Genomic DNA, 24,497 nt, shown 5'->3' with positions numbered 1-24,497 from the left:
AATTTCTTCACCTTTAAGGTCTACTTTGTTATCTGTGACCTGGCTAGTGAAACCTTTAAAACTATTATTTGTACCGTCACCCTGCAACAATGCACTATCCGCCATATTTTTTACATTAATAAATCCTTTATCAATCTCTCTTTGAATAAGATCCACTACGTTATTCCCCATTTCAGCCATCATAGAAATATCAATAGGTTGAATAAGAGTAGCCATTTTAGCAGTTTCTTCAGTATAAGTAGTAGCGGTAGCTTCAGGGATGTCATCATCCTCAGCAATAAATTGTGCTACAGACCCATTATTTTCTTTATAAAAACCAACTTGAGAAGTACTTGCACTTTGAACACACCCCTTGGATTCCAAAAACCTGAAGTATGGTGCTTGATCAAAGATTTTACTTTTAATCTCTTTAGTATATTCAATTTGCATTGAAGTTGGTGCATCAGTAGTAGCACCCATTGCTTTTCTTAATTCTTTTAATTCGTTAGATTGTGATTCGAGTTTAGTTGCAATATCATGGATAGTTATTTCAGACATAAATATCAATTACTCCTATTTAAAAAAATAATATTTAAAATAAAAAAAATTATAAATTTAATCTATACTTGCTATTTTTTCAGCTATACTTTTTGTAGAATATTCATTTTCATTTTTTTGTTCTGGTTCCTTTTGTAAAGCTTTATCTACATGGTTTTTTGGATTTCTATTATCTTGAAGATTTTTAAAAAATCTATTATTAAATTCTTGAAGTTTAGAATCCATGTTTTTATTAAATTCAGTAAGTAAATTTTTTACAATTTCATCATCAGATTCGGTATCTGATTCAGTTTTGTTTCCTTGTTCTAATGCTTCATCTATAGCAGTATTAACCATACTATTAATTTTTGATTCAACGTTACTAAGAACAGTTTCAGTGATTGATTGTTCTTTTTCAGCCATTAACTCATTGAAGTATTTTTCAGCATCTTCTTGTGTAATGAATTTTGTATTTTCATTATTTTCATTTTCATTAACATCAATATTATTATTGGTTTCTTCTTCTTTAGACATATTATCCGCCTTTAAATTTTTAACTATATTATGACATGCCCCTGTAAAACAATTTGATTTTACGAGATTTTTACTTCTAACAGTTCCGAAAGTATCCCAATTCGCGGGTAATGCTGTTAGGCTAATCTCTTTTAAATTAATGTTTTTTATTGTCTTTGTGGTGGTATCATAATCTTTTACAAATCCACCAATACTAAGTCCAAGATGAATACCAGTATCTAACATGTCCTTAATAAGTGGTGAATATTTTTTGGTTACAAGAAATTTTATATGGAGTTTTCCTTCACTTTCAGAAACATCTTTCACTGCACCTATCACATGATCAAGACCATATCTATGATCACCATGAATATTTAGTGTAGGTGCTTGTTCAACCATTTTTTTCATTGCATCTGGAGAAATAATTTCACCATACAAATCTTTATTTGTAGTGGATGCGATTCCTTCAAGGAGAATTCTCTCATTTTCTTCAGTATTAGTTGTAAAGTCTTTTACAGATTTTGTTGTAAGTGGACTATACACAATGAATCCATTTGACATAAATTCACCTTTACCTTTTATTAAAAAAAAAGTTTTTAGTTAAAATATATAAGTTTCATTAAAGAATTTTTATTTAAAAAAAATAATGTTATATAAAAAAGAATAAAAAAGAATAAATGGAAGAATAAAAAATAAAAAAAAGTACAATTATGTAAAATATTAATCTAAAAAAAGTATTTTTACTAAAGATATAATCAAATATTCGCAGTATTTAATTATATCCAATTTTAGTAAAAAACTTAATTTTTATTTTTTTATTCTTCAAAATATATAAGTGGAAAAATAGAAAAAATACAAAAAAATAAAATAGCATATAAAAAAAATAAAAAATCAATTAATTACTGAATAGATAAATGAGAAAATTTAATAATAAAAATTATATTTCACCCAATTTTTAAAATTAAATTTATACATATAATCCCATCAAATATCTAATCATATGGTTCAGTTAATTCTGTAATAACTTCCCCATCCTTACTTAAAGTGAATATAATTAAATCACTTTGATGTTTTTTAACTTCACCTGCAAATTCGGGAAAAAGACTATCAGAATATTTTATAGTTAACTTCATACCATTTGGAAAAACAATTTCTTCCCCATAATTATCATCAAAATAAACAATGCACATATTTATCCCCTTTTATTCAATAATTTTTCAAAATAATCAAATCTATTTGGAAATTTATTTTCAAATAACTTCCTATTTATAACATATTCTTTAATGGATTCTGCAAAATCTTCTGAGTATATCCTATGATTAAAAATACTGTCCGGTTTTTTTGCTTCTTGATAAAAAGTATAAGCATAACCACTTATAAATTTTTTCTTTTCTGGAAGATGTGTAAATTTATTTAAGTAATTATAATCTTTTTTATAAACCGAAACATATTCATTAGAATTTGAAAGCTCACAATTATGATCTAAGACATGGGAAAGTTCATGCACTAAATATTCATTAAAATTATATTCATCACCTTTAAATAAATACACATTTGTATTCTTGTTAGAAACAAATCCTCCAATATAACCATCATCCCCCCGAATTTCTTTAATTGGACTCTGGTTACTTAATATAATTTTATCAGTTAATTTTAAGGATGTTGGCAATTTATCATAAAAATTCTTAACATCCAAAACTTTTGACTCATCCATATTTTTTGATTTATATATACTTATACCATCCTTGAATGTAAATTTAGTAAAATCTTCAACATCAACATAATCCTCATAATTAGTTTTTAGAAGATTCAATTTCACATCAGATATTGTAACTTCCCCTCTTTTAATAAGTTTATTTAATTCATTGAAATAATTTATTTTAGAATCTTCAATAATATCATTCTCAGAGGAGTCATCTTCCCAAAGATAATCAAAATTAACTGTTTCATACAATTCTTTAGGTACTGGTTCTACACTTTTAAAATCTTTTTTTGGTAATGTTAATAATTCATCAAGACTTGCTGGTGCATAAGTACAACGACATCGAGGATGTAAAGGAAGAAAACCCTTAACCTCACTTAAAGGTATTGGATTATGAAGTTTAGCAAAATCTTTACATGCATCACATGCATCAATTGCAGGCATTACATCAACATACCCAACATCATACTGTTTATAACTGTTTAACAATCCAGTATTTTTTGCACGCATTGTTTCAGTACGAGCAATTAACATTGCACGTTGATTTGCAGTTAATTTTGTACCTTCCAAAGGTTTAAAATTAGGAATATCTTTTATTCTTTTAGCTATCTTCGGTATACTTTCCCCATTCAATACTCCTTTAAATATTTCATTAGCAATATCCTTACGAGTGTCATCTGTGAGTTTTTGTATTAAACCCATATCATATGTTAAAAGGTGTTGTAATGCATATTGGTCTCCAGTACCCCAAATGATATCTGTTGATTTATCTATGTCTATAAGTCCTTGTTTTCTTCCCTCTTCATACAATTCATTAACAATAACATTAACATCAGTATATCCTGCTTGAAGTAATTCTTCAGTTTTTTCTTTTATACTATCCAAAAATTTCTGCTTTTCTTCACTACTACGAAACAATGAATGACGATACTCTTCAGATTGTAATAATTGGATAGTTTCATCTATTTGTTGATTTACAGTACCTTTGATTTTTTGTTCAAACTCTAATTCTGCAGGGCTTATGTCGTTAAGATTTTTCATTAGTAAAAAATCAAGGAAATTTTCATCAATGCTAATCATTCCCATGTGTTTTTCACCTTTTAAGTAATCCATAGTAAGCTAAATGATTTTTATAAATTTCAAGTTGATTTTCTTCAGGAGACAATTTACTGCCATTTTTCTGTATTGATTTTTGAATAGTGCCTTCAACATTATTGTTTTGTGGATAAGTTTGTTGTGTGAATGGTTTATTACCCCATTCTACCGGATCTAACCCATAACCTGAACGAGACTCGTTTATAGTAAGAGAACCATTTTTTAATTGCATATCTTCAATCTTTGCACGTAACTCTTTATTTTCATAATCTTCACGAACATATTCAAAACATTCACGGAAACCATGACGACCAAGAACTTTATTGAATTGGTCTTCAATAAGTTTACATTTTCCATTGAGTGTTTTCTGGAAGTCTTTATCCTGAGACTCACCTGTACCGGACCCGAGACTTGCTGTTTCACGGACTCCTATCTTGGATGGTTGTACTCCGAATGCTGTGATGATTCTGTCTCTTGAGTAGTTCATTAGTGATATGAAATCCATATCTTTGTTTGTATTAGTCATGGCAGAATATGTTGCACCTTGAACAGCCAAGGTTCCTTTTTTATTTTTAGTTTTTTCAAGTCTATGAATTTCCCCAATAACTCTTTGTTCATCAAGTTCTTTGTCAAAACTTAAAATACCCTTTGGGTCAAGACCATTATCATTTAATAAATCATTATTATGTTTCATTCCAAGAAATTCAACTGCGATGCTCGCTCCAACAGCATCAATAATACTAGTACCCCAGAGGCAGTTTCTTTTACTAATACGTGGATTAAAAATATGTATTATTTCATCATTTTCATATCTGTATCCAGTATCACGAAGACCCCATTGATCAGTATCTCTATAATAACCAATCATCTCAGTAGGTATGTATTTAAATCCAATAGGGATGTTATCAAAGGTTTCATCAAGATTTACTTCAATAAAAGTGTCTCCAGTGATATTAAGACTGGTCCATATCTGATTATTCAACATACTAAATGTATAATTATTTGATAATCCTTGTGGATTTTGGAATAAATTATACACATAATGATAAGTATATGGATTACGTGGAGTATCGTCGAGAGTATTAATATTCCAGCCATTAGCAAGAGATTCGTCACAAAAAACTTGATTACATCGTGCAACATATGGGTTATTTAATGCACTATAATAAGCTTCTACTTCCCCAAAATCTTTATTTGTTTCTTGGAATGCCCATTCATAATCTTGCATAAATTTATCGAAAAGACTATTTTTTGAAGGATTTCTTATTCCAGGAAGTTTATTTAATCCTTTCTTTATTGTATTCCTCATATTATCAAACATAAAAAACATCAAACCATTATTTTATTAGTTAAAAAAAATTTTTATAATTGTAATAATTCAAGAGTAGGTTCGGATTCCCTAAATTTATTCATTAAAAAATTGTAGGCATGAGATATTGCATCAACAATATCATCATGAACCCCTTCAGGGAAACTCCTAAATTCCCTTATAAAATCAGATTTCATATTATCATCAAGATCAATGATTACATATCCATCAAGGAAAGCATTTTGTAGTGGAGTTGCACGATCTACTTTACTTTTCACTGGATTCACTTGTTGAACAATATAATTTTGAAGGTGGCGCATCCATTCATTATATAAAAGATTAGCTGCAGCACCTGCACCAGTTTCAATAACAATATAAGTTCCTTTACCATCTAAATGAGCAGTACTTACAATTTTTTCTTTGTTATGTGAACCAAATTTTCCTCGGACAATGTCTTTAATTACAATAGTTTTTTTGTCTTCAAGAATTCCGACTTTTGCACCAACAGTATAATCATTTGCAGTTGCAGTTCCTTCTGCAATATCCCATGCTCGAACATACATGAAAACATCAGAATCATTAATATGCTGAAATTTTACATTATCAAAAACAAAAAAATCAGTAGTATCATCTAAAGGATTTTGTTGGTAAATAGCTTCAAATAACCTATCACCCATTTCTTCACGTTTTTTCTCAAGGATATTTATAGGATATCTTTCACTCCATAATGATTCACCATTAGGAAGTATTGCAGGGAAACTAAGAAATTTATAATCATCACTAAAATTAGATTTCAGGTAACCCTGGAGATCAAGACTATTCCACCTAGTGTGAAGAATAATTAATCGAGATTCAGGTTCAAGTCTCTGAATAATCATAGTTTTAAACCAGTCAATTTTCTTTTTTAAAAGTGTTGGTGTAATATCCTCAAAACCTTTATAGGGGTCATCAATGATTAAGTAATCCGCATTTTGACCAGTTATACTTCCACCTGCTCCAACAAGTCTTATACTGCCCTGATATAATTTTCCATTCTTGTTTTCAAACATAAGATAAGTGCTTGAGTGTTTTACATCTGAGAGATAAACATTAAAATAAGGTCCAAACTCACGGATATATTCTCTTAATTGTATACCGAATCTTTCACTAAGACTTGATTCTCCATTGATAATAAAAATGTTGAGTCGTGGGTTCTGGAAAATTAACCATAATGGATATGCTAATGTTATCATTGAGGATTTTGAGAATCTTGGAGGCATACTAACACAAAGTTTCTTATATTCTCCAAGACGCATTTTTGTTAATTCAGTAGCTAATTTGTCAATGTGTTTTGCATATACATTATTTGTATAATGACTTGCTACACACCAGTTATAAAAAAGATAAAGATCATTAACTATGTTTTTCTCTATCTTCAATTATACCCCTCATTTCATCTTCATCAAACAAATCACTAAGATTATGAACATTAACATTCAACTCATTATCATCGAACATATCCATAATCTGTTTATTAGCATCCAATCCAAGTTTTTTAATTTTAATGATTAATTCAATATATTTTTCAGGATCAAAATCTTTAGAATTTTTATATGTTTCCAATGCATCTGAGAGATCTATTTTATCAGATAATTCTACAAGATTTTGTATTTTGTCAAAATTTTTAACATTAAAATCAACAACGTCATTATAGCTTTCTTGTTTATTGATTTCTTGTTCTGCTATTTCACTAGTTACTTTATCTCTTTGTGATTTAGTTAATTTGGCAGATTGTTCTTGTTTTTCTTTTATCTTCTTCTGCTTTTCTCTTTCCATTATCTTTTTACGGACACCAGCTTTAACATTAAGATTATTCTTTTTATATTTGTTCAAACTAACATGGGATATGCTCTCATCATAATGATCATCCAGATAATCAGAAACATATCTTCCACTAAAACCAGATAATAATAAATTAACTATTTCATTAAAATGAGGTGATGCCTCAATTTTATTTTTTCGTACCATAATACCTATCCCGATAATAAACTTTCCTATTGGTAAACACTGGAAAATGTAAATGGTAAAACTTTCCATTGGTAAGTTTCCAAAAAAGTTTTTAAAATGTCAAGTGATGGAGTTGCACCACCATAAAAATAATAACCACATTCTAGTAGTGGAAATAAAAATCTAAACTACTCTTAACATAAAGTAATTCAATATATAAATGTGGAAAAATAAAAAAAAGAGGGAAAAAAATTTAAAGGACTTTAATTAATCTACATTTTTTTTATAATCTGAATAAATGTGTGATTAGTATAATAGCTATACTTATTATAAATGATATTATATATCCTTTTATGAAGTCTTGTTCTTTGTTTCTGCCTTCGTTCTGTGATAATGATACATTTAGTTCAGTTATTTTCTTTGATAATTGATTGATGCTTTCTTTTAATTCTTTTAGTAAATTACGGTCATCATTTTGTCTTTCTTCAATCCTTGTGATTCTTTGTTCTTGATGACAATAATCATGATGATTAGGATAATATGTTTGAGGTTTCTTTTTATCCATATATTATCATTCCATTGTTGTATCATTATCGTTATTGGTAAGTATGTTACTATTATTTTTCTCATTCCATACTTGTATTAAAAGGAATATTACTGCAGAAACAACACCCACGACAGCAGATGATGTGGTTTCACTTACAGCGAAATATCCTAGTACGGGCATAAGGATTAATCCAACATAACTAGAAATTGTTGCTTGATTGAAATCCATGAATATTCACCTCCTACCTATTTATTTTATTTATAATTAGTGAATCTTAGAATTTTTTTTATGAAAAGAAAAAAGTGAATATTAAAAAAAAGTGAACGATAAAAAATGTAATGAGGAGATCCCCCATTATTAAATCATTTTTTTAAGGAGAAAATTTTGTTGTATTTTTGAAAGAAGATAAAAAAGAGGAAAAAATATAATCTTTTTTTAGGGGGTTACTATATAAAAAAATAAAAGAAAAAAAATTATATTGTTAAAAAAATATTTTTTTTCTTCCTATTATTTTGATAAAAGGACACAAATAAAATAAAAAAAAGCAAGAAAAATAAGAGAAATTATTTTTAATCTACTTTAGGAGAAAAAATATATATCTTTTTTTTAGACCCCTTTTTTTTATCTTCTTCAATATATATAAGTGGAAAAATAGGGGCATATCATATATCTTCAAGGAGTATGTAAAATGAATAATTTCTTAATAATACTAAACCACAATCATAACAGAATATTTCATCATGGTTATGATCATAAAGAATATGTCCACTATGACATTCAGGACATTCTTCAAATAAATCTGTCTGTTGCATTTTACTACTATTAAAAATAAAAATTCACCCTTATATAAAAAAAATAATGTTCATATACTTAAATAGATTAGCAGACGATGTTAAAAGGATTGTTCTCCCTTTTTAATAGGGAAGGGGAAAGGAGCATAAATGATTGAAAAAAGATTAGGTTTAATCTTTTTTTTATTGTATAAATAAAAAAAGAATAAAAAATGTCCCTTATCTCTTATAAACATGTTAACTACCATTACATTCTCTGCATTTTGAGTTAACGGGATTTATTTAAGTCTTTTTATTCTTTAATTTATTTTTTGTGCATAAAAATAATATACTATAGATTCAAAATTAAATTTTATAAAATTTTATGTTCAAAAAAAAAATATTAATTACAAATTTTTATTTTCAATATAAATTATTATAGAATTTTTAAAAATATTGTTTTCATTGTTTTTCTTGTTTATAAGAAAAGGTCCCAAGAAAAAATTATACAATATAAAAAAAATGATTTAATCTTTTAAAACCATTGTGTTTTTCCCTTCAATATATAAAAGTGGAATATTAGACTATAAAAAAAAATAGCTATTAAAAAAAAGATAGAATTATTAAAAAAAAATAGTGGATAAGTAAAAAAAAGGATTACAATGTAAACCTAAAAAAAAGATATTATTACATGTTTATATGGTTAAAGGAACAGTTAAAAACACATCAACATAGATAATGCCAAGCAACTTTATATATATTTTATAACTCTTAAGGAGAAATTTGAAAAATAAATGATATAAAACGATTTAATGTTTATTATTTTTTTAAATAAAAAAAAGATATAAAAAAAATATTATATACCCCTTTTTTTAGGTTTTAATCACCCTATTTTTAATCCCACATATGTACTTATCCAATTTAAAGATTGTGAACCAAAGATAAAAAAAAATTCAAATTTATGTAAAAAAATAAAACTTATAAAACCTTAAATTTTACACAAACATTTTTCTTCATCTCCAATATATAAAGGTGGAAAAATAAAAAAAAAATAAAAAATTAAATTTTAAGCCTTTCTTTTATTTTCTCATATTCACGTTGATGGAAATAAGGGTTTTTTTCAATAAGTTCTGTGATCAGATTATTATTTTCATCAAATAATTGTGTTCTTCTAATTTTACCGGAAATCTGACTCCAATCCCCAAAGTCATTAGTCTCCGCATAATCAATTATAAGAAACCATCCATTTGGGAATGTGTGATTTTCCCCCATATTATCGAACATAATATTACTTATTTTCTTCATTATATTAACCTCTTAAAGTTTTATATAAAAAAAAATTTATATATTTATTATTATTTCAATTTTAATTTAAATGTTTTTCTTATAATTTTAATCTTTTTTTCTCATTTTCAATAGCACGATACTCCCTACCAAAATCCTGATGACGATGCTTACTAAGAAACCCAGTACCCAAAGGAGGCTTCTCAGTATCACGAACAATCAAAACACCATCACGGATAAGCTTCCTCCTCCTACGCTGATATGCAGCCTTCTGCTCACGAAGAGCATTACGACGACACTCATCACTACAATACATCACACGATTCGGCAATTTACTTTTATCAAAAGGCTTACCACAATAACTGCATTTCGCATTGTAGTGAACATCTTCCTCTAATGTTAATTGCACAGTAGATATCATAAGTCATCAAAGTATTTTTGAATATAATTCATCAATCTTATTCTCATAAAATCCGATTAAATGATTAACCATATATAATTGATTATCATTTAAATCCTCAGATTTTTTCCTATCCTGCAATTCCTCCACCTTTAAAGTGTAAAAGGAAATTACAGCCTTAATAGCTTTTAGTTCATTAGACATGTTAATCTAAAACTTTATCTAGTCTCTTCTTCAACTCAACCTCTAATTCACCTAATTTATCCTCATAATACTTAACTGTATCATAATCATCTAATTCTTCAAATTCAATAGCTTGAATTTCCTGATTTAAAAGATTCATACATATAACCTTCTATTCCTTTAAATATTTTATCATCCATAATTTAATCATTCATTTTAACAATATCACGGTTATCATCAATAAACTGCAGATTCAATGCACCTGCCTCACAAACCATATAACATGATTCACACCACGTGCATTTTGATGGATCTGTGAGAATGAGGAAATTATATTCCTCATTCTTATCAAGGCATTTGCCCTCACAGACAGAAACACATTCATTGCAGTCTTCCCTACATAAACTCTGATTGTAGTATATTATCTTAGTCATAAAATTCTACCAACCCTACTGCTTTATTCTTCCAATAAGTAATTCCAAATCTTTTAATGCTTCATTATAATCATCAGATTCAGAATTGTGCCGCCTCATTTCATTATAAACTTTCTTAATGATTGCCACGTCATAATTTGTTAAAATCAAACTTCCACACCTCCTCAATCATGCCTTTAAAACCTTTATTCAACATTCATTTAAACCCAGCATCTTCAAGTAACTCAATAATTTCCCTCTCATAATTCTCTACTTTCTCTTTTTTAAGTGAAATCGTGTCAACTAACTTTATCCTATCCGCGAAACCCATATAAGACATCTGAATGTATAAATTAATTATTTCCTCATTGGTTTCTTTAATTTTTTTCAAGTTATCTATAATTTGTTCATAAATTGTAGCCATTTAAATTAACCCCTTTTAACATTTTTTTATGGGAATAATATTCCATCAACAGTTTTGATAACATTAACATTTAACTCTAGACGATCTATCATCTCATCACCAATATACCGGATAAATGTTAAAATTTCACCACCGAACTCAACTTTACTGATTATATTGCATCTCTTTAAGTGAATAATTCTACGACTATGTTCCGTGGTAATAATTATTGCCTGGTATCTTCCAGACTGAATATATTTATTAATGCTTTCATAGAGTTCTTCACCTGTAACTTGCCTCGCCTCAACCATAAGTATTCACCTCTGGATAGCAGCAAACAATAGTACTGAAAATATTATTGCAATACTAAACGTTTCTAACATTGCTTTAATTATCATATTACAATCACCCGATGTCGGATTAATCTTCTTTTATTAAACTCATTACAAAATTTCTGTGGAGAAGTATTTACTGTTAAAAAATGATGTTTTTTAATACAATAACTACTCCCTCCAAGTTTACAATTGTATTTACAATCTGTGCAGACAGTCCTGTTTTCCTTATATTTAATACCATCCTGATTAACATACATACCCAATCACTTTACTTTATTTAAATCATTAAGTAGCTCTTTTTTAACATACGCTCCAATCTCACGGCGAACTTCTGATTCACCACCCAAACGATTAAAACTGTCTGGATTAAAACTTAACAATTTAAACTTATCCCCATATAATTCAACTTGCTCATCCGGTTCAACTTCCCTATAAATAATACTGAAGTTCTGCAGATCTAGAAAAACATCATAATATCTTTCATCATATACAGCAGCAGTTAAAACCTCAACAATATTTTGTATTTTATTGTCCCGTATTTTCTGTAACTCATGTTCAATTTTTTCAACATCCATTTGTACCGTCTTCTTTCACTTATTATAAAATAATCAAAAATCCTTATGGATTTCTAACCAACCAAAACAATCATTCAATAAAGCTCATTTCTATAATTTTCAATCCTCTAAATTTTTAATTAAAATTTAACAATTGTTTTTTAGTTTTTTAGTTTTAGTTTAGTAGTAGTAGTAGTAGTAGTAGTAGTAGTAGTAGTAGTAGTAGTAGTAGTAGTAGTAGTAGTAGTAGTAGTAGTATTGTCAGACATTAATGTCAGTCATAATAAAATATCCATATTAACCAATGTCTGACATTTGCCGGTAGAATGTCTGACATGGCTAAATATATACTCTCAGAAATGTCAGTCATTGATGTATGACATAATCAATAACCCTTTCTTTAAAAGTATCATAATCCAAATTTGATTGATTAGAATATTTAAACATACAATCTTGAACATTAGGCTTATTAAAAATAGCTTCATTCTGATTATTAATACAATAACCATTATTAACAAGTACAGAAGCCATTCTACTAATTAAATCATCCTCTAAAGTTTCTTGTTTAGATTTATTCCGTAACTTCCATACTTCATTGATCTCATTTAATCTGTTGTTAATTTCATAAGCCCTGGAATCAAGTTGAGTTTGCTCAAGTTCAAGTAATCTTTTTTCTGCAAGAAGTCTTTCATCATGATTTCTCATAATTTCACAGTACTTCGCAATTGCATCACTAGAAGTAATATTATGATCCTTCAAGAACTGTTTATCTTCACCAGTAATACGTGCAGTAGTCCTAAAATTCTTTGGCATTTTCATTTAAAGACCCCTCTTCTAAAATCTCTTTTTCTAACTTGTTAATTTTCAATTCTAACCAATTAATGTTAGTTTCATTGAGTTCTAATAATAATTCCATTTTCTTAATGTTCAAATCAGCTTTTTCAGAATTATACTCAATACATTCCTCATTAATTTTTAAGATCTCTTGCTCCAATTTTTTACATTTAATTTTCTCTGAAATAATTGTCTGAGCTATTTTAACTGCATCACTAACAGGAATTCTACTACTTTTAACAACCCTTAAAAGATTATCCTCAATCACCATAAAAACCCCCACTTTTTTTTAGAATGTTAATTGTATGTCCCCATCCTTGCTTGGATTCTGAAAATCCATTTTGGACAAGAAGATTATTGCTGCTAGCATATGTTTGCACATATACTCACCATAACCTGGCTTTTTGCTGTAGTGGTAATTTTGGCATGTGCAGAACCATAAACCGTTCTCATTGCAATGCACAACATTAGGTCCTGTCGGGTCTGTTGAAGGGAATTCTACCTCAACAGTATCCTCGGATATGAAAGTTACAACCGCATCCTTCACAAGCTTGTTCGCCCGTTTAAAAAGACGGGATGGAGGGTTATAGTGATCCATCCACATCACCCTCCTTTATTGTTCTGCATTTTTCAGTCTCAACATCATATTTCCCGTCTATGCATGTGCATAGATACTTCTCATTAACCATGCTGTTTACTTTCATGATTAACTTGTTCGGTTTCGCATTGTCCTCGTTAATTATTACCTTCATGTCTGCCTGCCCGATGAAGATAATATTCAATCCTGATTGCTGGAGTTTACGGAAGATCTTTGCACCATTAGAGGCTCTCTCGGAATATTTGGATAATCCTTTTCCCTGACCAACCAACAATTCAAATAAACTGCTAATTCCATCAATGATTATAGTATCATAATCATTGTTTTTTGCTGCAACTTCACATATGATTTCAACTACTTTCTTTGTTACACGTATTGAATTATTACAATCCTCTAATGTGATTAAAGGAACAGTAGTGAAGTTGGTGTCATCCACGTCAATGCAGACGGGATTCAATCCATTTTGCCTGCAATATTTCTCGGCGAAAGTGGATTTACCACTCCCGTCATACCCATATATAAGCACTTTTTTTAATGTGTTTTCAGCATTCCTTTTTTTGAATTCTAACATGGTTTAACCCCCCCTACTTATTTTTGTAGTCGGCAATATTGAGCAATAGCTGGTTCAAAGAGACCGGAATAATATTTCTTCATGGTCTCAATCAAACTTGCTTGGCTTATAGGATAGTCTTCAGCTATTTGTCTTGTTGATTCTCCTGATTGTATTCTTCTATTTATTTCAAGTATCTGTGGAATCTTAAGACGAAATACGTTACATTTTCCTTGCAATGTTCCTTCCTCATCAAGGCATCTGTAGACTGCCGGGTCCTGACTGCATCTTGATTTAGTTTGTGTCAAGATGGTTTTGCTTGATTCCATTATCTTCATTGTTCGTTCAATAGTGGATTCCATCTAATCACCTTCTTTTTTATAAAGGCGGACAGGCTGCCTTTCAGCAGCCCTGCAACCTTTCCTATATTCATAGGTAATCTCTCTTAAAAAATCATCAATCCTGAGGCATAACCGATTTTTGAGGTTCTTAATCATTCATAATCACCTTCAAAATCCACTCCATCAATGTTCCCTTTCCGGAAACTTTCTTCAAACCTGGAGTCCCCTACCCATTCGTAAAGGGTATTTGTTCTTACTCCTCTCTCAAACCCGAGACAGTATGCTTTGAAGTGATTCATAAAGAATCACCCCCCTCATGTTCCCTTATCATCTCATCCAAATGATCTTCAAAAATCATCTGGATGAAGTTAAACTCCTCATCAGGTATACTTGGATATAATTCCTCGTATATGCTTGATGGGTCGTTGAAGAGTAAATCCTCGATTGGTGTTTCATCAAGGAATACTGGTTCATCATATTCTGGGTGATCATAGACTGTAATCATATAATCACCTCAGGTGTAGAAGTAGTTTCTCTATCGTATTTCTGCAATGCAATTGTGATTGCATTGTCTACTAATTTTTTTAGGTCCTCCTCAGTACAAATAAAACCATTTATACTGGAGGAATCTCCTTTACAAATTCTCTCCATATTTTTCACATTCCATTATCTTTTGAAGAAATTAAGCTGCCACTTAATTTTTCTTCTTAATTTATAATTGTTTTATATAATATATAAAAGTATCTATTTAGGTATATATTTTAATAGTTATTTATTTATATACTTGAATACAAATATAAATAGTAATATAAATAAAAAGGGGAGTATGAAAATGTTTGAATATACCTCAAAAATTAATTATGCAAATCCTAAAACAAAATCATTAAAAGTAGGATTGCCAAAAGAAATAGTTAAAATTTTAAAAGTAAAACCTGGTGACACAATGAAATGGTCAGTTGAGGTTAAGAATGATAAAATTTATGTAATAGCTTCAAAAGATTTGAATAAATAATTACATAAAAATATAAATATAATAGTAAACAAAATTAGTAATGGTTACTATTAAAAAAATATTTTTCACATTCCAATGTAAATATACTTTTTTTGCATATGTAACCAATCATTAGGTGATTGGTTATTAGCTGCCACTAAAATCAATCATTAACCTAATGATGTACATATATATTAAAACTATTTTTTAGAAATTTTACTCATTTTTTTTATTGTATTCTTCTTTTTATTCTTTTTTGGGGCTCCTTTTTATATTTTTATATTATTATTATATTATTTTTATTATTTATTTTTTCTTTTTTTATATTATTTTTTTATCTCATTGAGTTTGGTATTACTACTTTCCCGTCGGGATCTACTGCTCCATTATCAGTATATTTAATGTATCCTCCTGTTTGTGGTGAATAATGGTATCCTTGTTCTTCATATGATTCACTGGATTCTCCATTATTATTGTTATTGTTATCTTCACTATTACCATCATTACCATTATTAGTATTTTCTTGGTTATCTTCTGATATTGTAGTGTTGTTTATGGTATTGTTAAGTGTACTATTATTATTGTTGTTTGTGGTGTTGTTGGTGGTTGGTTCGTGTGTGTTTATATTGTTTATTATGAATGCACATGTACATATTATTGTTATTGTGCATATGATGGCTAGTATCATGTATATTTTATTATAATTCATAATCTTTTACCCTCCCTATTATTTTATATTTTCAACTTCATCCATTAAATGATCATAATCTGATTTGAATTTTTTATCTTGGATTGTTCTGTATAATTCATATTCTTTAGTGACTTTTTGTTTAGCTTTTTCACTACTAATTTCACCTTTACCTTTAAGTTGTTCATATTCATAGAACTCTAAAAAATCATCTAATTTTTTACTCCAATCTTTCATCGACATTGCTTTATGTCTTTTTGCTTGGTTTTCAGCATAATCTAGATACATGTTAACAATATTGTTTAATTCAGATAATTCATTTTTATTTAAATAGTTTTTTGCTATAATAGTGTCTTTTTTAATGATTTTACCATAAGGGGCATTACTCCAAGTGGTTAATCCCATATTATCTTTGTTATGGTCAGCTCTGCTTGAAATAATTTCGGCTGCTGTTTGATTTGTTACAGCATAATGTAGTTTATTTTGTATTGTTGCATAAAATTCTTTAGCTATTTCTGAATTAGAATTATAATCATAACTGCATTCCGCGAATAAATCTGTTACTTTCTGGTAGAATCTTCTTTCACTTGCTCTTATTTCTTTGATTCTTTCAAGTAATTCGTCGAAGTAATCTTTTCCAAATATACCTCCATTTTTTAGTCTTTCATCGTCAAGTACAAATCCTTTTATCATATACTCCTTTAATATTCTGTTTGACCATTTTCTGAATTGTGTTGCTTCTTTACTATTTATACGGTATCCTATTGATATGATTGCATCAAGATTATACCATTTTTCAGGTCTACCACCTTTTTTAGAGTTTAGAAAGGAATCCTTTCTAAACTCAGTATAATCTTTAAATAATTCATTTTCATTTATACTTACTTCATTTTCAATAAGTTCTCCTTCCTGTATAATATTACTGAAATGGATTGATATATTTTGTTGTGTTGTCCCAAATATCTCTGAGATTACTTTACGGTTAGCCCATAATGTATCTTCACCAATTATAAAGTTTCCTTCAACTGCACCGTCTTCACTTTGATATAATAATTTTTTTGCATATAATGGCTGTTTTTCCATTTTATATTTTACCCCCCATAATGTATTTTATAATATGAAAATATTTTTAAATTGGACGTTATTTTAAGTATAATCCTATAAAAAAAATTAGTTAAATAATATTTTTCGTCCTGTATAAATTATATGTTGTTCTACTCTTATATATTTAACTATGCATTCAGAAAAAGCAGATTATAAAATAAAAAAGTTCAATAAAAAAAGAATATAATATGCTATTGTTCAAGTAGAAAAAATGAAACACATAGGATTCAATTTTCCACGTTCAAGAACATATAGAAAATGTTAGAATACTGTTCAAAAAAAAATAGAAATAAAAATAGAAGACAAGAACACTAACCTTTAAAATTATCAATAGAAACAATGACAAAATAAATATAATATAATAAATTTGAAAATTCATATTTTCCACTATTTTTAGGACCTATTGAATTTAAAATACCTAACTCTTGCATACGTGATAAAAAATCAGTGAAAACATTTTTTTCTTTTTCATTTAAATATTCATTAATTTCAGATTTTTTAAAAGAAAATTTCTTATAATTACCTAATTTTAATAAAATATTTTCATAATATTCACTTTTTATTTGATTTAAAATAGGTCTAATTTGTTTATTTCCTATTTCCTTAGATGCATCAATTACTCCAAGATATGCTATATCTTCATTAATTAAATTATCTTCAGCATCCCAAAATACAGAATCCCCTATTTGTTGCATCATTAATGGCAAACCCATTACAAAATAAGTTATTGTATTTAAAGCTTCTTCTTCTAATTTCATATTTACACTATCAAAAGAATCAATGAAAAAATCTTTAACATCATTATCATTTAAACTTTGGATTTTTTCATGATTAAAAATTCTACCAAAGGAAGGTTCTATCCTAACTAAATTATCAAATTTTTCAGGGTATCCTGCAAATAATACATATAATGGTAAATTAAATTGATTAACTTCTATACTGTCTACAAAATTTTTATACCAATCAACAAATTCATTTGATTCTGATAATCCATTAATATCATCAATAATTAAAAATATTCCCTCATTTTCAGGTAAATCATTGAGAATATCTCTTAATTTATATGCGAAATTTTTTCTTAAGTCTTTAATAATTTTTTCATTAGGTTTAAATGTAACTTTTGTACCTTTGATTTCAATACTTTCAATTTCTCCAAATAAATTTTTTATTTTATCTTTTAAAGATTTTCGAGGAATTTTATTTATTAAACCTTCAAATATATTAATGATTAATGAATTTAATGAATTGTTTCCTTTATTAGAAATATATATTCCAATCATATTAAGTTCTGTTTCAACATAAGTTTTTACAAATTCTGCTAATGATGTTTTTCCCATTCCCCTTTCACCAGTTAAAAAGAAATGCTGTGTATCTCCTTTTTTAGCTTTATTAACATATCGCAATATTTTTTTAATACTACTATGTCTTCCTTTAAAATTGTCAGGAGTAACTGGTTTTCCTGGTTGGAAAGGACTTTCTCTATCAATATCAAATTCAAATTTAACCATTTTATTATCCCCATTTATTTTAATTTTGTTCTTGTTATTATTTATAAATTTTTATTGATATAGATCCAAAAAAATATTCTTAAAAAAACAAAAAAATAATTAAAGGTGAATACAGATACAGAAAATATTAAAATACTGTTCAAAGTAAAAATCTAAAACAAAAAAGTAAAAATAAAAAAATTTAACATATACAAATTTTTTTTATCTATATAAAATATTTATTGATGATGACATGTATTTTGATCATGAAAATAAACAAGTTTTGAAGTTTAAAAATAGAAAAATTAAAGTACAGAAATTATTAGATAAACAAAAAAAATAAATTTACCTAAAATTCTTTTCTGCAAATATTCTTAATTTATGTTAAACCCATTCTTTTTTCAATTTTAAGAGTATCATAATATTCTTCTGCATCCGGTTTTTCTACAAAACTATGGACGGCACCTTTATTTTCTTCAACAATCTGTTTAACATCATCCATACTTATGCGGAAGAACTCTTTACGTTTATTAACTTTATTTACTCTTTGCTTTTCAAAGCGTTTATGTAATTCTGATTCTAATTCATATGCATCTTTACTGAAAATAAAAACATGAGTATCATAACGAAAAGGAACTGATGCAGATGATAATTCTCTAATACGATCCTCAGGATTATCTCTACGAGTAACACCTATCTTAAATACTCCTTTACCAAATGATCCAATATTTGATATTATATATACATATCCCGCTCCTGGTTTTTCTTTCCACTCATTAATTTTTTCAATTTCTTCATTATTCTTATTTAATGCTTGTTTTAATTTTTCAATCTCTGCTTGTAATTTTGATTTTTCTTCCTCTGCAGAATTAGTCATCTGTTTTTTTATTTCTTCAATCTCTTTATTTAATTTATCATTTTCTTTATTAAATTTATTTTTTTCTTTCTGTAATTCTTTTTGAATCTTTTTCTCTTCCCTTTCTCTTTCACGAGCCTCACGAAGTAGTTCTTTTTCTTCTTGTTTTTTAACTTCATATTCATAAGCTAAATGTAATTCATCCATTTTAAGATTAAGATAATGTGTTGTGATTTTAACATTTACTTTATCATTCAATTTATTAAGTTGACCAAATGACTTCCTTAATCTTTTCTCAGATTGTTCAATATTGGAATGTTTAACTTTATTTATAATAATCTCAGATTCAAGATTGAAAGAACGAAGTATTTGCTTAATATTTGAATTAGTGAATGATTTCCCTTTATTTTTATCCCCATCAATTGTCCATTCTTTCACACATATTGCAGCAGTTTTATCTTTAATCATCTGTTTTTGTTCTTTACGAATAGCATCTAATCTTTCCTTATATGATACCGCATTTACAAAATTATAATGTGGTTTATATAAACCATAAGATTGCATTTCTATTTCATCTTCATCATTAACTATTTCTTTTTTTAAACTCTTGATTTTAATAGTTAATTCATTATATTCTTTCTGTTTATCTTCTAATTTATAATCAAGAGCCATTTGTTTCTGTTTATCTAATTTATCATATTTTTCATTTAAATTATTTAATTTATCAATCTTATCTTTTATCTGATTATCTACTTCATTTATTCTTTCTTTTTCTAATTGATCTAATTTTTCATCAATGTTATCTAATTCTTCACGTTTATCTTTTAATTTTTCATCAATTTCTTTTTCTTTATCTTTCTCTAATTTTTCAAGTTTTTTATTGATATTTCTTATTTCTTCTCGTTTAGTGTTTAAACGATTGTCAAGAAATTCTTCCCTTTTTTTAGACTTATTATAAAGAAAATATGTTCCTAAAATTATTAATGGAATCCCAATAACCATTCCATATATAGTGCATGATAAGATTATTCCAATTATTATTAATATTAATCCTTTATTTTCTTTTATATTCATACTCTATTTACTCCTTCATATTATTTTTTTTATATTATATAATTTATTAGGGAATAATATTAATAATTTTTTAAATGAAATCTGCAGTTAAAAAAAATTAGTAAAAATATAAAAATAAAAATTTAAAAACAGAAATAATTCAAAAAAAATATAAGAAAGTAGTATGATAAAATTAGTCTTATTCTAATTTTTTAAAGATATTAAAAATTTCATTAACAGTATTTTCAGTTTTGATAATATTATTTTCATGAAATTTAGAATCATAATCTGCATTATTTCTATATCTTCTTAGTTTATTCAGACAATCAGATAATTCAGACTCATATTCACTGTTAGAATTTTTTAAACATTTAATTAATGTTATATGAACATTATTATGTCCAAGAGGATAATATTTTTCTTCAAAATAATTTTTACTTAAATTAAAACAAGCATAATAATAACGACCAATAGCCGACCTTTGATATTCTTCATTATCAGAATATTCTTTTAAATGATTTCCTACATCATAAAATTTATTCCAATCAAAAGTTGCCATTAATATTCACCATAAATCTATAGATAAAAATTGTTTAATATCATCATTATATAATTTTAAATTTCTTATTTTTTTATTAATACTTTTTAATTTACCCCATTCTTCATTAAATAAATCATTAGGAACTTGAACATAGATTACTATTTGATTAAATTCTTCAATTTCAGAATCAATATTAAATTCCATACAATAATTATAATAAGGATAATATTTTTTAAGTAATTCTGTTACTTCATTAATTAATTGTATAATATCTAAATTTTTTAAAATAAAATCTTTTATTTCATTTTCATTTAGTAACTTATATGGTTTTAATGTTTTTATAATTGTAGGATAATTTGAGGAGTTGTCTGCTTTATAATCGTTAAATATATTTTTAAAAGGATTATAATTATTTTTAAAAAGATTATTTTTATTATTTTTTAATAATTCAATCATTTGTTTCCTCCTCCATTTCATTTTCTAATTTTTCAGTAATTGCATCCTTAAATTTTTTCCATATTAAATTATTCATCAGTTTTAATTCATCAGGAATTTCATTAATGGTGTTAAAATTATTACTTACACATGTGAAATCTAATATGAAATCTTTATCAAATTCAGGATTAGGATATGCAGGATTAAATAAACCATACTGTAAATCCAAAAGATATCCATCCTCAACGATTGAAAATTTAGTTAATGTTTGAACAAATTTCTGATTATTATTTAACCTATTTATATTTTTACTAAAATAATTGGAGTTTATACATTTTTCGAGTTCTTTAATAGACTTACCGGAAATCTGATTGATGTATCTTAAATCTAAAAATTTTAAATCTATTGGGGAGTAATCTTTTAAAGCAGTTAATAATATAATAATATCCTCTAAAAAATATCTGAAATGTGTATAAGCATTATTTTTGTAATGAAGAATTAAACTTGTTGCTGTTAATTCAACTTGCTTATTTTTTCTTTATTAGTGAATACCCATATTAAATTACCTTCTTGTGTAATTTCAGTAGGATTGCCTGAGTTAATATCTATTCCTATGTTAAATTCATGACTCTTTTTAATTGTAACATTAGGATAACTTTTAAATATTTTTTTCCGAAATGATTCTGCAGCTTCTTTATTATTACCTGATAATTGAAGAATATTTGAAAATTTTATTCGAAAAATGACATCAGTTAAATAAGGATATCTATATTTTACTCCCTTTTTCATGAAATTTTTCTCCTTTATTATATTTTTAAGTATTAAATAATTTTATTATTATCTATATTTTTTATATTTATTATAATTTTAGTTAATAAATATAAAAAATTATTCTTAAGAAAAAACAAAATATTTATATATTAGTTAATACATACTATAGTATAGGAAGTAAAAAGGAGGTGAAAAAATTAGTGAAAATGTATATCAATGGATTACAATAATCTTAATGTTAATTGAAATTGTAATCCAGGAAAAAAATAAGAGGGATTAAAATCCCTTTCTTATTTTTAATTTTGTTTTCACTATTATATATAAATATCTAAAAAAAATAGAATAAAAAATAAAGGAGGTAAAAAGATAATATGAACTATTATTTAATATTAATAATATTATTATGTATAATACTTACATTACAAAGCATAAACTTATACAATAATAACAAACAAGATAAAAAAACAAGTATTATAACAATAATCATAAATTTAATAATTATAATACTAACAATACTACAAATAATAGGATAAAAAAACAATTTTTTTTATCCTATATTAAAATGGAGGATAAAATGAAAAATACTGCAATACAATTAAGTAAACCTTTTGCAGAAGAGTTAAAAATAGCCAAAGGTGAATACACCTATGAAGAATATTTAAAACAATTGATACCTGGATACCTTGAGGATGTTGAAAATCACCGTGAGCCTACTGCATTCACATTAAATAATTATAATGCCAATGCAGAAACTACTGAAACTGAATATGTGTCTTGGAGTAGATTAAAAAGTGTATCTAAGGGGACAGAATGGAATAATGATTCTGAAGCATTCGCATATACTACTGCAAAAAAGATACTTGAAACTAATGATACTATACTTGTATTATTTCAACATGTAATCGATAATGAAGTGGTGGATAGGAATGTTGAGGCATTCCATTACTTCCCTTAATATCTTATTTTTTTTATTCTATCTGTTTTAGTATTTCTTCTACTGCTTTTTGTGCTTCTTTACGGATATTCTCTTTAATTTCATGGTTTTCTTTTTCGAGGTATTCTGATTTGTCACGGAGCATATTGTTTTCCTCAGTTAATGTTTTGTTTTTATAGTTTTCATCGTGTATTGTTACATGTTGCATGTTTTCTATGTATATTTGTCGTAGTTTTGTTGGGTTTTCGTAGAAGTATGATTCTCTTATTTCTGATTTTCCTCTTCCTTGAAGTTCATCCACATAATCCATACCAATTGCATCTTTAAGGTGGCTTGCATGGTATTTTCTTAGCATGTGTGGTCTTAGTCTACGGTATCCTGGTCCTGCTGAACCCAGTTCTAGGTCATTATTTATGTTTTTATAGGTAGTGTATACTGTTGTTTTGCTCATATGGAATAGTTTCATTTCATCGTCTATTTCTATTGTTTTCAAGTATTTTAGAATAGCTGAGTTTGCTTCTGGTGTTGTGAATGTATAGAAATATTTGTTTGTTTTTTGTCTTTTGAGTTTCCATGTACCAATAATATCTTTTTCATAGTCCCACAATTCTTGGATTTGCTCTGTTACTTTTGTATGCTTTGAGTGGTAATCGGATGTTGCATTGAGAAAGTCTTTTAAAGTAAGGTTTAATACATCGACTATGGTTAATCCTGAGCTTATGATGAGTAGTGTTAATGCTTTCATTCTTATTGGCATGTAATCTAATGCTTTCTGTAGTTCTTTCTGTGTTGGGATGTCGTCATAACTGATGACTTCGAAATTATCGTTTAATCTGACTGGTATTTGGTTTATTTCTACTTCATATGCCCTGTATGTTGCACAGACGGTGGTGTAATATTTTTTTGCTGTTCCTTTTCTATATTTGCTGTTTAGGTATTCTTTGTATTTAATTAGATATTTTCTTAGTTTTCTATTTCTCCAACTGATGTTTGATTCTTCCTCATCAATAGCTTCTTGTATTAATTCTTTTATGTTTTTATTTAAAAAATCTGTATAGGAATCAATGGAAGTATTATAATTTTTTATTGTGTTTGATCTTAAATTTTTCATTTGGATTATCTCATCTATGACTTCTTTGTTTTCCTCACATTTCATTTTCTTTAACTGTCCCCTTTAACATTTTTTTTATAAACTATTACTATTTTATAGTATAAATTATAAAATTAAATTCATAGAGTATATGAAAAGTAATTGTTTTTTTATATTGAAATGTACGGAACTAGAACAGGTTTTTAATGTCTTT

General features: G+C 27.0%; 37 protein-coding genes and 2 pseudogenes. 3 read left to right on the top strand and 36 right to left on the bottom strand.

The features are described from left to right. From ON24_RS07755 to ON24_RS09570, 22 genes and pseudogenes are all read right to left on the bottom strand, one after another. Window positions 1-537: phage major capsid protein (locus ON24_RS07755; protein ID WP_040682541.1), on the bottom strand; the 537-nt coding region annotated here is incomplete at its 3' end. Between the two features lie 57 nt (window positions 538-594). Then, a complete protein-coding gene (locus ON24_RS07750; protein WP_040682540.1) occupies window positions 595-1,590 on the bottom strand; it encodes an HK97 family phage prohead protease in 996 nt (331 codons plus the stop codon). Window positions 1,591-2,021: 431 nt separating this feature from the next. Further along, entirely contained in the window at window positions 2,022-2,219 is a 198-nt protein-coding gene (locus tag ON24_RS07745) for a hypothetical protein (protein ID WP_040682539.1), read from the bottom strand. Between the two features lie 2 nt (window positions 2,220-2,221). After that, a complete protein-coding gene (locus ON24_RS07740; protein WP_040682538.1) occupies window positions 2,222-3,817 on the bottom strand; it encodes a phage minor head protein in 1,596 nt (531 codons plus the stop codon). Window positions 3,818-3,824: 7 nt separating this feature from the next. Further along, window positions 3,825-5,147, bottom strand: coding sequence for a phage portal protein (locus ON24_RS07735; RefSeq protein WP_040682537.1), 1,323 nt, complete (start codon window positions 5,145-5,147; stop codon window positions 3,825-3,827). Window positions 5,148-5,188: 41 nt separating this feature from the next. Next, window positions 5,189-6,553, bottom strand: coding sequence for a phage terminase large subunit family protein (locus tag ON24_RS07730; RefSeq protein WP_040682536.1), 1,365 nt, complete (start codon window positions 6,551-6,553; stop codon window positions 5,189-5,191). Continuing rightward, entirely contained in the window at window positions 6,528-7,142 is a 615-nt protein-coding gene (locus ON24_RS07725; protein WP_040682535.1) for a hypothetical protein, read from the bottom strand. Before ON24_RS07725 ends, ON24_RS07730 begins: the two co-directional genes overlap by 26 nt. Window positions 7,143-7,404: 262 nt before the next feature. Beyond that, on the bottom strand, window positions 7,405-7,686 hold the full coding sequence (locus ON24_RS07720) for a hypothetical protein (protein ID WP_040682534.1): 282 nt from the start codon (window positions 7,684-7,686) through the stop codon (window positions 7,405-7,407). Between the two features lie 6 nt (window positions 7,687-7,692). After that, entirely contained in the window at window positions 7,693-7,896 is a 204-nt protein-coding gene (locus ON24_RS07715) for a hypothetical protein (protein ID WP_040682533.1), read from the bottom strand. Between the two features lie 434 nt (window positions 7,897-8,330). Next, the gene (locus tag ON24_RS09240) at window positions 8,331-8,480 is read right to left on the bottom strand and encodes a TFIIB-type zinc ribbon-containing protein (protein WP_081585259.1); all 150 of its coding nucleotides are present in this window, start codon (window positions 8,478-8,480) and stop codon (window positions 8,331-8,333) included. A 1,017-nt stretch (window positions 8,481-9,497) separates the two neighbouring features. Beyond that, a complete protein-coding gene (locus ON24_RS07710) occupies window positions 9,498-9,743 on the bottom strand; it encodes a hypothetical protein (protein WP_040682532.1) in 246 nt (81 codons plus the stop codon). Window positions 9,744-9,822: 79 nt separating this feature from the next. Next, window positions 9,823-10,053, bottom strand: coding sequence for a hypothetical protein (locus tag ON24_RS07705; RefSeq protein WP_236254932.1), 231 nt, complete (start codon window positions 10,051-10,053; stop codon window positions 9,823-9,825). Between the two features lie 96 nt (window positions 10,054-10,149). Beyond that, window positions 10,150-10,326 (bottom strand): hypothetical protein, encoded by a 177-nt coding sequence (locus ON24_RS09375; protein WP_160162423.1) that lies wholly within the window; start codon window positions 10,324-10,326, stop codon window positions 10,150-10,152. Window position 10,327: 1 nt separating this feature from the next. Further along, complete coding sequence (locus ON24_RS09370; protein ID WP_160162422.1) at window positions 10,328-10,465, bottom strand: hypothetical protein; 138 nt, start codon at window positions 10,463-10,465, stop codon at window positions 10,328-10,330. A 43-nt stretch (window positions 10,466-10,508) separates the two neighbouring features. Beyond that, entirely contained in the window at window positions 10,509-10,739 is a 231-nt protein-coding gene (locus ON24_RS07700; RefSeq protein ID WP_040682530.1) for a 4Fe-4S dicluster domain-containing protein, read from the bottom strand. A 15-nt stretch (window positions 10,740-10,754) separates the two neighbouring features. Next, window positions 10,755-10,889, bottom strand: coding sequence for a hypothetical protein (locus ON24_RS09505; RefSeq protein WP_268869986.1), 135 nt, complete (start codon window positions 10,887-10,889; stop codon window positions 10,755-10,757). Between the two features lie 46 nt (window positions 10,890-10,935). Further along, entirely contained in the window at window positions 10,936-11,142 is a 207-nt protein-coding gene (locus ON24_RS07695) for a hypothetical protein (RefSeq protein WP_040682529.1), read from the bottom strand. Between the two features lie 26 nt (window positions 11,143-11,168). After that, entirely contained in the window at window positions 11,169-11,432 is a 264-nt protein-coding gene (locus tag ON24_RS07690; RefSeq protein ID WP_040682528.1) for a hypothetical protein, read from the bottom strand. A gap of 287 nt (window positions 11,433-11,719) precedes the next feature. Continuing rightward, on the bottom strand, window positions 11,720-12,031 hold the full coding sequence (locus ON24_RS07680; protein WP_040682526.1) for a hypothetical protein: 312 nt from the start codon (window positions 12,029-12,031) through the stop codon (window positions 11,720-11,722). 345 nt (window positions 12,032-12,376) lie between these two features. Continuing rightward, entirely contained in the window at window positions 12,377-12,829 is a 453-nt protein-coding gene (locus tag ON24_RS07675; protein ID WP_040682525.1) for a hypothetical protein, read from the bottom strand. Next, a complete protein-coding gene (locus ON24_RS07670; RefSeq protein ID WP_040682524.1) occupies window positions 12,807-13,115 on the bottom strand; it encodes a hypothetical protein in 309 nt (102 codons plus the stop codon). The genes ON24_RS07675 and ON24_RS07670 overlap by 23 nt, the downstream gene beginning before the upstream one ends. 114 nt (window positions 13,116-13,229) lie before the next feature. Beyond that, window positions 13,230-13,307 (bottom strand): annotated as a pseudogene (locus ON24_RS09570) (hypothetical protein); the annotation flags it as partial. Here ON24_RS09570 and ON24_RS09360 point away from each other — a divergent pair. Continuing rightward, window positions 13,297-13,434 carry a hypothetical protein gene (locus ON24_RS09360; protein WP_160162420.1) on the top strand — a complete coding sequence of 46 codons (138 nt, stop codon included), beginning with the start codon at window positions 13,297-13,299 and terminating at the stop codon, window positions 13,432-13,434. The pseudogene ON24_RS09570 and the gene ON24_RS09360 overlap by 11 nt on opposite strands. Here ON24_RS09360 and ON24_RS07660 read toward each other — a convergent pair. The 6 genes from ON24_RS07660 to ON24_RS09350 are packed head-to-tail and all read right to left on the bottom strand — an operon-like array spanning window position 13,429 to window position 14,984. Beyond that, window positions 13,429-14,013, bottom strand: a complete 585-nt coding sequence (locus ON24_RS07660; protein ID WP_040682522.1) for an AAA family ATPase — start codon at window positions 14,011-14,013, stop codon at window positions 13,429-13,431. The genes ON24_RS09360 and ON24_RS07660 overlap by 6 nt on opposite strands. Window positions 14,014-14,030: 17 nt before the next feature. Continuing rightward, window positions 14,031-14,354, bottom strand: a complete 324-nt coding sequence (locus tag ON24_RS07655) for a hypothetical protein (protein ID WP_040682521.1) — start codon at window positions 14,352-14,354, stop codon at window positions 14,031-14,033. Further along, complete coding sequence (locus ON24_RS09500; protein ID WP_268869985.1) at window positions 14,355-14,489, bottom strand: hypothetical protein; 135 nt, start codon at window positions 14,487-14,489, stop codon at window positions 14,355-14,357. Further along, a complete protein-coding gene (locus tag ON24_RS09355; RefSeq protein ID WP_160162419.1) occupies window positions 14,486-14,632 on the bottom strand; it encodes a hypothetical protein in 147 nt (48 codons plus the stop codon). Before ON24_RS09355 ends, ON24_RS09500 begins: the two co-directional genes overlap by 4 nt. Continuing rightward, on the bottom strand, window positions 14,629-14,838 hold the full coding sequence (locus ON24_RS07650; protein WP_040682520.1) for a hypothetical protein: 210 nt from the start codon (window positions 14,836-14,838) through the stop codon (window positions 14,629-14,631). Before ON24_RS07650 ends, ON24_RS09355 begins: the two co-directional genes overlap by 4 nt. Further along, window positions 14,835-14,984, bottom strand: a complete 150-nt coding sequence (locus ON24_RS09350) for a hypothetical protein (protein WP_160162418.1) — start codon at window positions 14,982-14,984, stop codon at window positions 14,835-14,837. Before ON24_RS09350 ends, ON24_RS07650 begins: the two co-directional genes overlap by 4 nt. Window positions 14,985-15,165: 181 nt before the next feature. Between ON24_RS09350 and ON24_RS07645 the strand changes: the two genes are divergently transcribed. Continuing rightward, a complete protein-coding gene (locus ON24_RS07645) occupies window positions 15,166-15,345 on the top strand; it encodes an AbrB/MazE/SpoVT family DNA-binding domain-containing protein (protein WP_040682519.1) in 180 nt (59 codons plus the stop codon). Window positions 15,346-15,658: 313 nt separating this feature from the next. Here ON24_RS07645 and ON24_RS09015 read toward each other — a convergent pair whose 3' ends face one another. The 7 genes and pseudogenes from ON24_RS09015 to ON24_RS09470 all read right to left on the bottom strand — a co-directional run bounded on the left by ON24_RS09015 (window position 15,659) and on the right by ON24_RS09470 (window position 22,277). After that, the gene (locus tag ON24_RS09015; protein ID WP_050553605.1) at window positions 15,659-16,033 is read right to left on the bottom strand and encodes a hypothetical protein; all 375 of its coding nucleotides are present in this window, start codon (window positions 16,031-16,033) and stop codon (window positions 15,659-15,661) included. Window positions 16,034-16,051: 18 nt separating this feature from the next. Further along, window positions 16,052-17,095, bottom strand: coding sequence for a virulence RhuM family protein (rhuM, locus tag ON24_RS07635; RefSeq protein ID WP_040682518.1), 1,044 nt, complete (start codon window positions 17,093-17,095; stop codon window positions 16,052-16,054). A 332-nt stretch (window positions 17,096-17,427) separates the two neighbouring features. Continuing rightward, the gene (locus tag ON24_RS07630) at window positions 17,428-18,624 is read right to left on the bottom strand and encodes an ATP-binding protein (RefSeq protein ID WP_040682517.1); all 1,197 of its coding nucleotides are present in this window, start codon (window positions 18,622-18,624) and stop codon (window positions 17,428-17,430) included. Between the two features lie 358 nt (window positions 18,625-18,982). Beyond that, window positions 18,983-20,533, bottom strand: a complete 1,551-nt coding sequence (locus ON24_RS07625) for a DUF4041 domain-containing protein (protein WP_050553604.1) — start codon at window positions 20,531-20,533, stop codon at window positions 18,983-18,985. Between the two features lie 178 nt (window positions 20,534-20,711). Continuing rightward, window positions 20,712-21,071 (bottom strand): hypothetical protein, encoded by a 360-nt coding sequence (locus ON24_RS09010; RefSeq protein WP_050553603.1) that lies wholly within the window; start codon window positions 21,069-21,071, stop codon window positions 20,712-20,714. Between the two features lie 6 nt (window positions 21,072-21,077). Beyond that, entirely contained in the window at window positions 21,078-21,509 is a 432-nt protein-coding gene (locus tag ON24_RS07615) for a hypothetical protein (protein ID WP_040682516.1), read from the bottom strand. Further along, window positions 21,502-22,277: pseudogene (locus ON24_RS09470) on the bottom strand (TIGR04255 family protein). The gene ON24_RS07615 and the pseudogene ON24_RS09470 overlap by 8 nt, the downstream one beginning before the upstream one ends. 556 nt (window positions 22,278-22,833) lie before the next feature. Here ON24_RS09470 and ON24_RS07600 point away from each other — a divergent pair. Next, entirely contained in the window at window positions 22,834-23,214 is a 381-nt protein-coding gene (locus ON24_RS07600; RefSeq protein ID WP_040682513.1) for a hypothetical protein, read from the top strand. A gap of 13 nt (window positions 23,215-23,227) precedes the next feature. Here ON24_RS07600 and ON24_RS07595 read toward each other — a convergent pair whose 3' ends face one another. After that, window positions 23,228-24,349 carry a site-specific integrase gene (locus ON24_RS07595; protein ID WP_040682512.1) on the bottom strand — a complete coding sequence of 374 codons (1,122 nt, stop codon included), beginning with the start codon at window positions 24,347-24,349 and terminating at the stop codon, window positions 23,228-23,230. Window positions 24,350-24,497 lie beyond the last annotated feature (148 nt).

The organism is Methanobrevibacter boviskoreani JH1 (assembly GCF_000320505.1).
In the GTDB taxonomy this organism is placed as follows: Archaea; Methanobacteriota; Methanobacteria; order Methanobacteriales; family Methanobacteriaceae; genus Methanarmilla; species Methanarmilla boviskoreani.
This window is presented reverse-complemented; position numbering and strand designations above follow the sequence as displayed.

What these genes read in the sequence shown, in the direction of transcription:
- ON24_RS09240 (WP_081585259.1), bottom strand. Translation starts at nt 8,480, where the DNA reads ATGCAACAGACAGATTTATTTGAAGAATGTCCTGAATGTCATAGTGGA.
- ON24_RS07630 (WP_040682517.1), bottom strand. Translation starts at nt 18,624, where the DNA reads ATGGTTAAATTTGAATTTGATATTGATAGAGAAAGTCCTTTCCAACCA.
- ON24_RS07660 (WP_040682522.1), bottom strand. Translation starts at nt 14,013, where the DNA reads ATGTTAGAATTCAAAAAAAGGAATGCTGAAAACACATTAAAAAAAGTG.
- ON24_RS07745 (WP_040682539.1), bottom strand. Translation starts at nt 2,219, where the DNA reads ATGTGCATTGTTTATTTTGATGATAATTATGGGGAAGAAATTGTTTTT.
- ON24_RS07715 (WP_040682533.1), bottom strand. Translation starts at nt 7,896, where the DNA reads ATGGATTTCAATCAAGCAACAATTTCTAGTTATGTTGGATTAATCCTT.
- ON24_RS07625 (WP_050553604.1), bottom strand. Translation starts at nt 20,533, where the DNA reads ATGAATATAAAAGAAAATAAAGGATTAATATTAATAATAATTGGAATA.
- ON24_RS09370 (WP_160162422.1), bottom strand. Translation starts at nt 10,465, where the DNA reads ATGAATCTTTTAAATCAGGAAATTCAAGCTATTGAATTTGAAGAATTA.
- ON24_RS07720 (WP_040682534.1), bottom strand. Translation starts at nt 7,686, where the DNA reads ATGGATAAAAAGAAACCTCAAACATATTATCCTAATCATCATGATTAT.
- ON24_RS07700 (WP_040682530.1), bottom strand. Translation starts at nt 10,739, where the DNA reads ATGACTAAGATAATATACTACAATCAGAGTTTATGTAGGGAAGACTGC.
- ON24_RS09500 (WP_268869985.1), bottom strand. Translation starts at nt 14,489, where the DNA reads ATGATTAAGAACCTCAAAAATCGGTTATGCCTCAGGATTGATGATTTT.
- ON24_RS07740 (WP_040682538.1), bottom strand. Translation starts at nt 3,817, where the DNA reads ATGGGAATGATTAGCATTGATGAAAATTTCCTTGATTTTTTACTAATG.
- ON24_RS07680 (WP_040682526.1), bottom strand. Translation starts at nt 12,031, where the DNA reads ATGGATGTTGAAAAAATTGAACATGAGTTACAGAAAATACGGGACAAT.
- ON24_RS07650 (WP_040682520.1), bottom strand. Translation starts at nt 14,838, where the DNA reads ATGATTACAGTCTATGATCACCCAGAATATGATGAACCAGTATTCCTT.
- ON24_RS07655 (WP_040682521.1), bottom strand. Translation starts at nt 14,354, where the DNA reads ATGGAATCCACTATTGAACGAACAATGAAGATAATGGAATCAAGCAAA.
- ON24_RS09375 (WP_160162423.1), bottom strand. Translation starts at nt 10,326, where the DNA reads ATGTCTAATGAACTAAAAGCTATTAAGGCTGTAATTTCCTTTTACACT.
- ON24_RS07675 (WP_040682525.1), bottom strand. Translation starts at nt 12,829, where the DNA reads ATGAAAATGCCAAAGAATTTTAGGACTACTGCACGTATTACTGGTGAA.
- ON24_RS07695 (WP_040682529.1), bottom strand. Translation starts at nt 11,142, where the DNA reads ATGGCTACAATTTATGAACAAATTATAGATAACTTGAAAAAAATTAAA.
- ON24_RS07735 (WP_040682537.1), bottom strand. Translation starts at nt 5,147, where the DNA reads ATGTTTGATAATATGAGGAATACAATAAAGAAAGGATTAAATAAACTT.
- ON24_RS07670 (WP_040682524.1), bottom strand. Translation starts at nt 13,115, where the DNA reads ATGGTGATTGAGGATAATCTTTTAAGGGTTGTTAAAAGTAGTAGAATT.
- ON24_RS07645 (WP_040682519.1), top strand. Translation starts at nt 15,166, where the DNA reads ATGTTTGAATATACCTCAAAAATTAATTATGCAAATCCTAAAACAAAA.
- ON24_RS07725 (WP_040682535.1), bottom strand. Translation starts at nt 7,142, where the DNA reads ATGGTACGAAAAAATAAAATTGAGGCATCACCTCATTTTAATGAAATA.
- ON24_RS07690 (WP_040682528.1), bottom strand. Translation starts at nt 11,432, where the DNA reads ATGGTTGAGGCGAGGCAAGTTACAGGTGAAGAACTCTATGAAAGCATT.
- ON24_RS09350 (WP_160162418.1), bottom strand. Translation starts at nt 14,984, where the DNA reads ATGGAGAGAATTTGTAAAGGAGATTCCTCCAGTATAAATGGTTTTATT.
- ON24_RS09010 (WP_050553603.1), bottom strand. Translation starts at nt 21,071, where the DNA reads ATGGCAACTTTTGATTGGAATAAATTTTATGATGTAGGAAATCATTTA.
- ON24_RS07710 (WP_040682532.1), bottom strand. Translation starts at nt 9,743, where the DNA reads ATGAAGAAAATAAGTAATATTATGTTCGATAATATGGGGGAAAATCAC.
- ON24_RS07595 (WP_040682512.1), bottom strand. Translation starts at nt 24,349, where the DNA reads ATGAAATGTGAGGAAAACAAAGAAGTCATAGATGAGATAATCCAAATG.
- ON24_RS07615 (WP_040682516.1), bottom strand. Translation starts at nt 21,509, where the DNA reads ATGATTGAATTATTAAAAAATAATAAAAATAATCTTTTTAAAAATAAT.
- ON24_RS07600 (WP_040682513.1), top strand. Translation starts at nt 22,834, where the DNA reads ATGAAAAATACTGCAATACAATTAAGTAAACCTTTTGCAGAAGAGTTA.
- rhuM (WP_040682518.1), bottom strand. Translation starts at nt 17,095, where the DNA reads ATGGAAAAACAGCCATTATATGCAAAAAAATTATTATATCAAAGTGAA.
- ON24_RS07750 (WP_040682540.1), bottom strand. Translation starts at nt 1,590, where the DNA reads ATGTCAAATGGATTCATTGTGTATAGTCCACTTACAACAAAATCTGTA.
- ON24_RS09355 (WP_160162419.1), bottom strand. Translation starts at nt 14,632, where the DNA reads ATGAATCACTTCAAAGCATACTGTCTCGGGTTTGAGAGAGGAGTAAGA.
- ON24_RS09015 (WP_050553605.1), bottom strand. Translation starts at nt 16,033, where the DNA reads ATGAATTATAATAAAATATACATGATACTAGCCATCATATGCACAATA.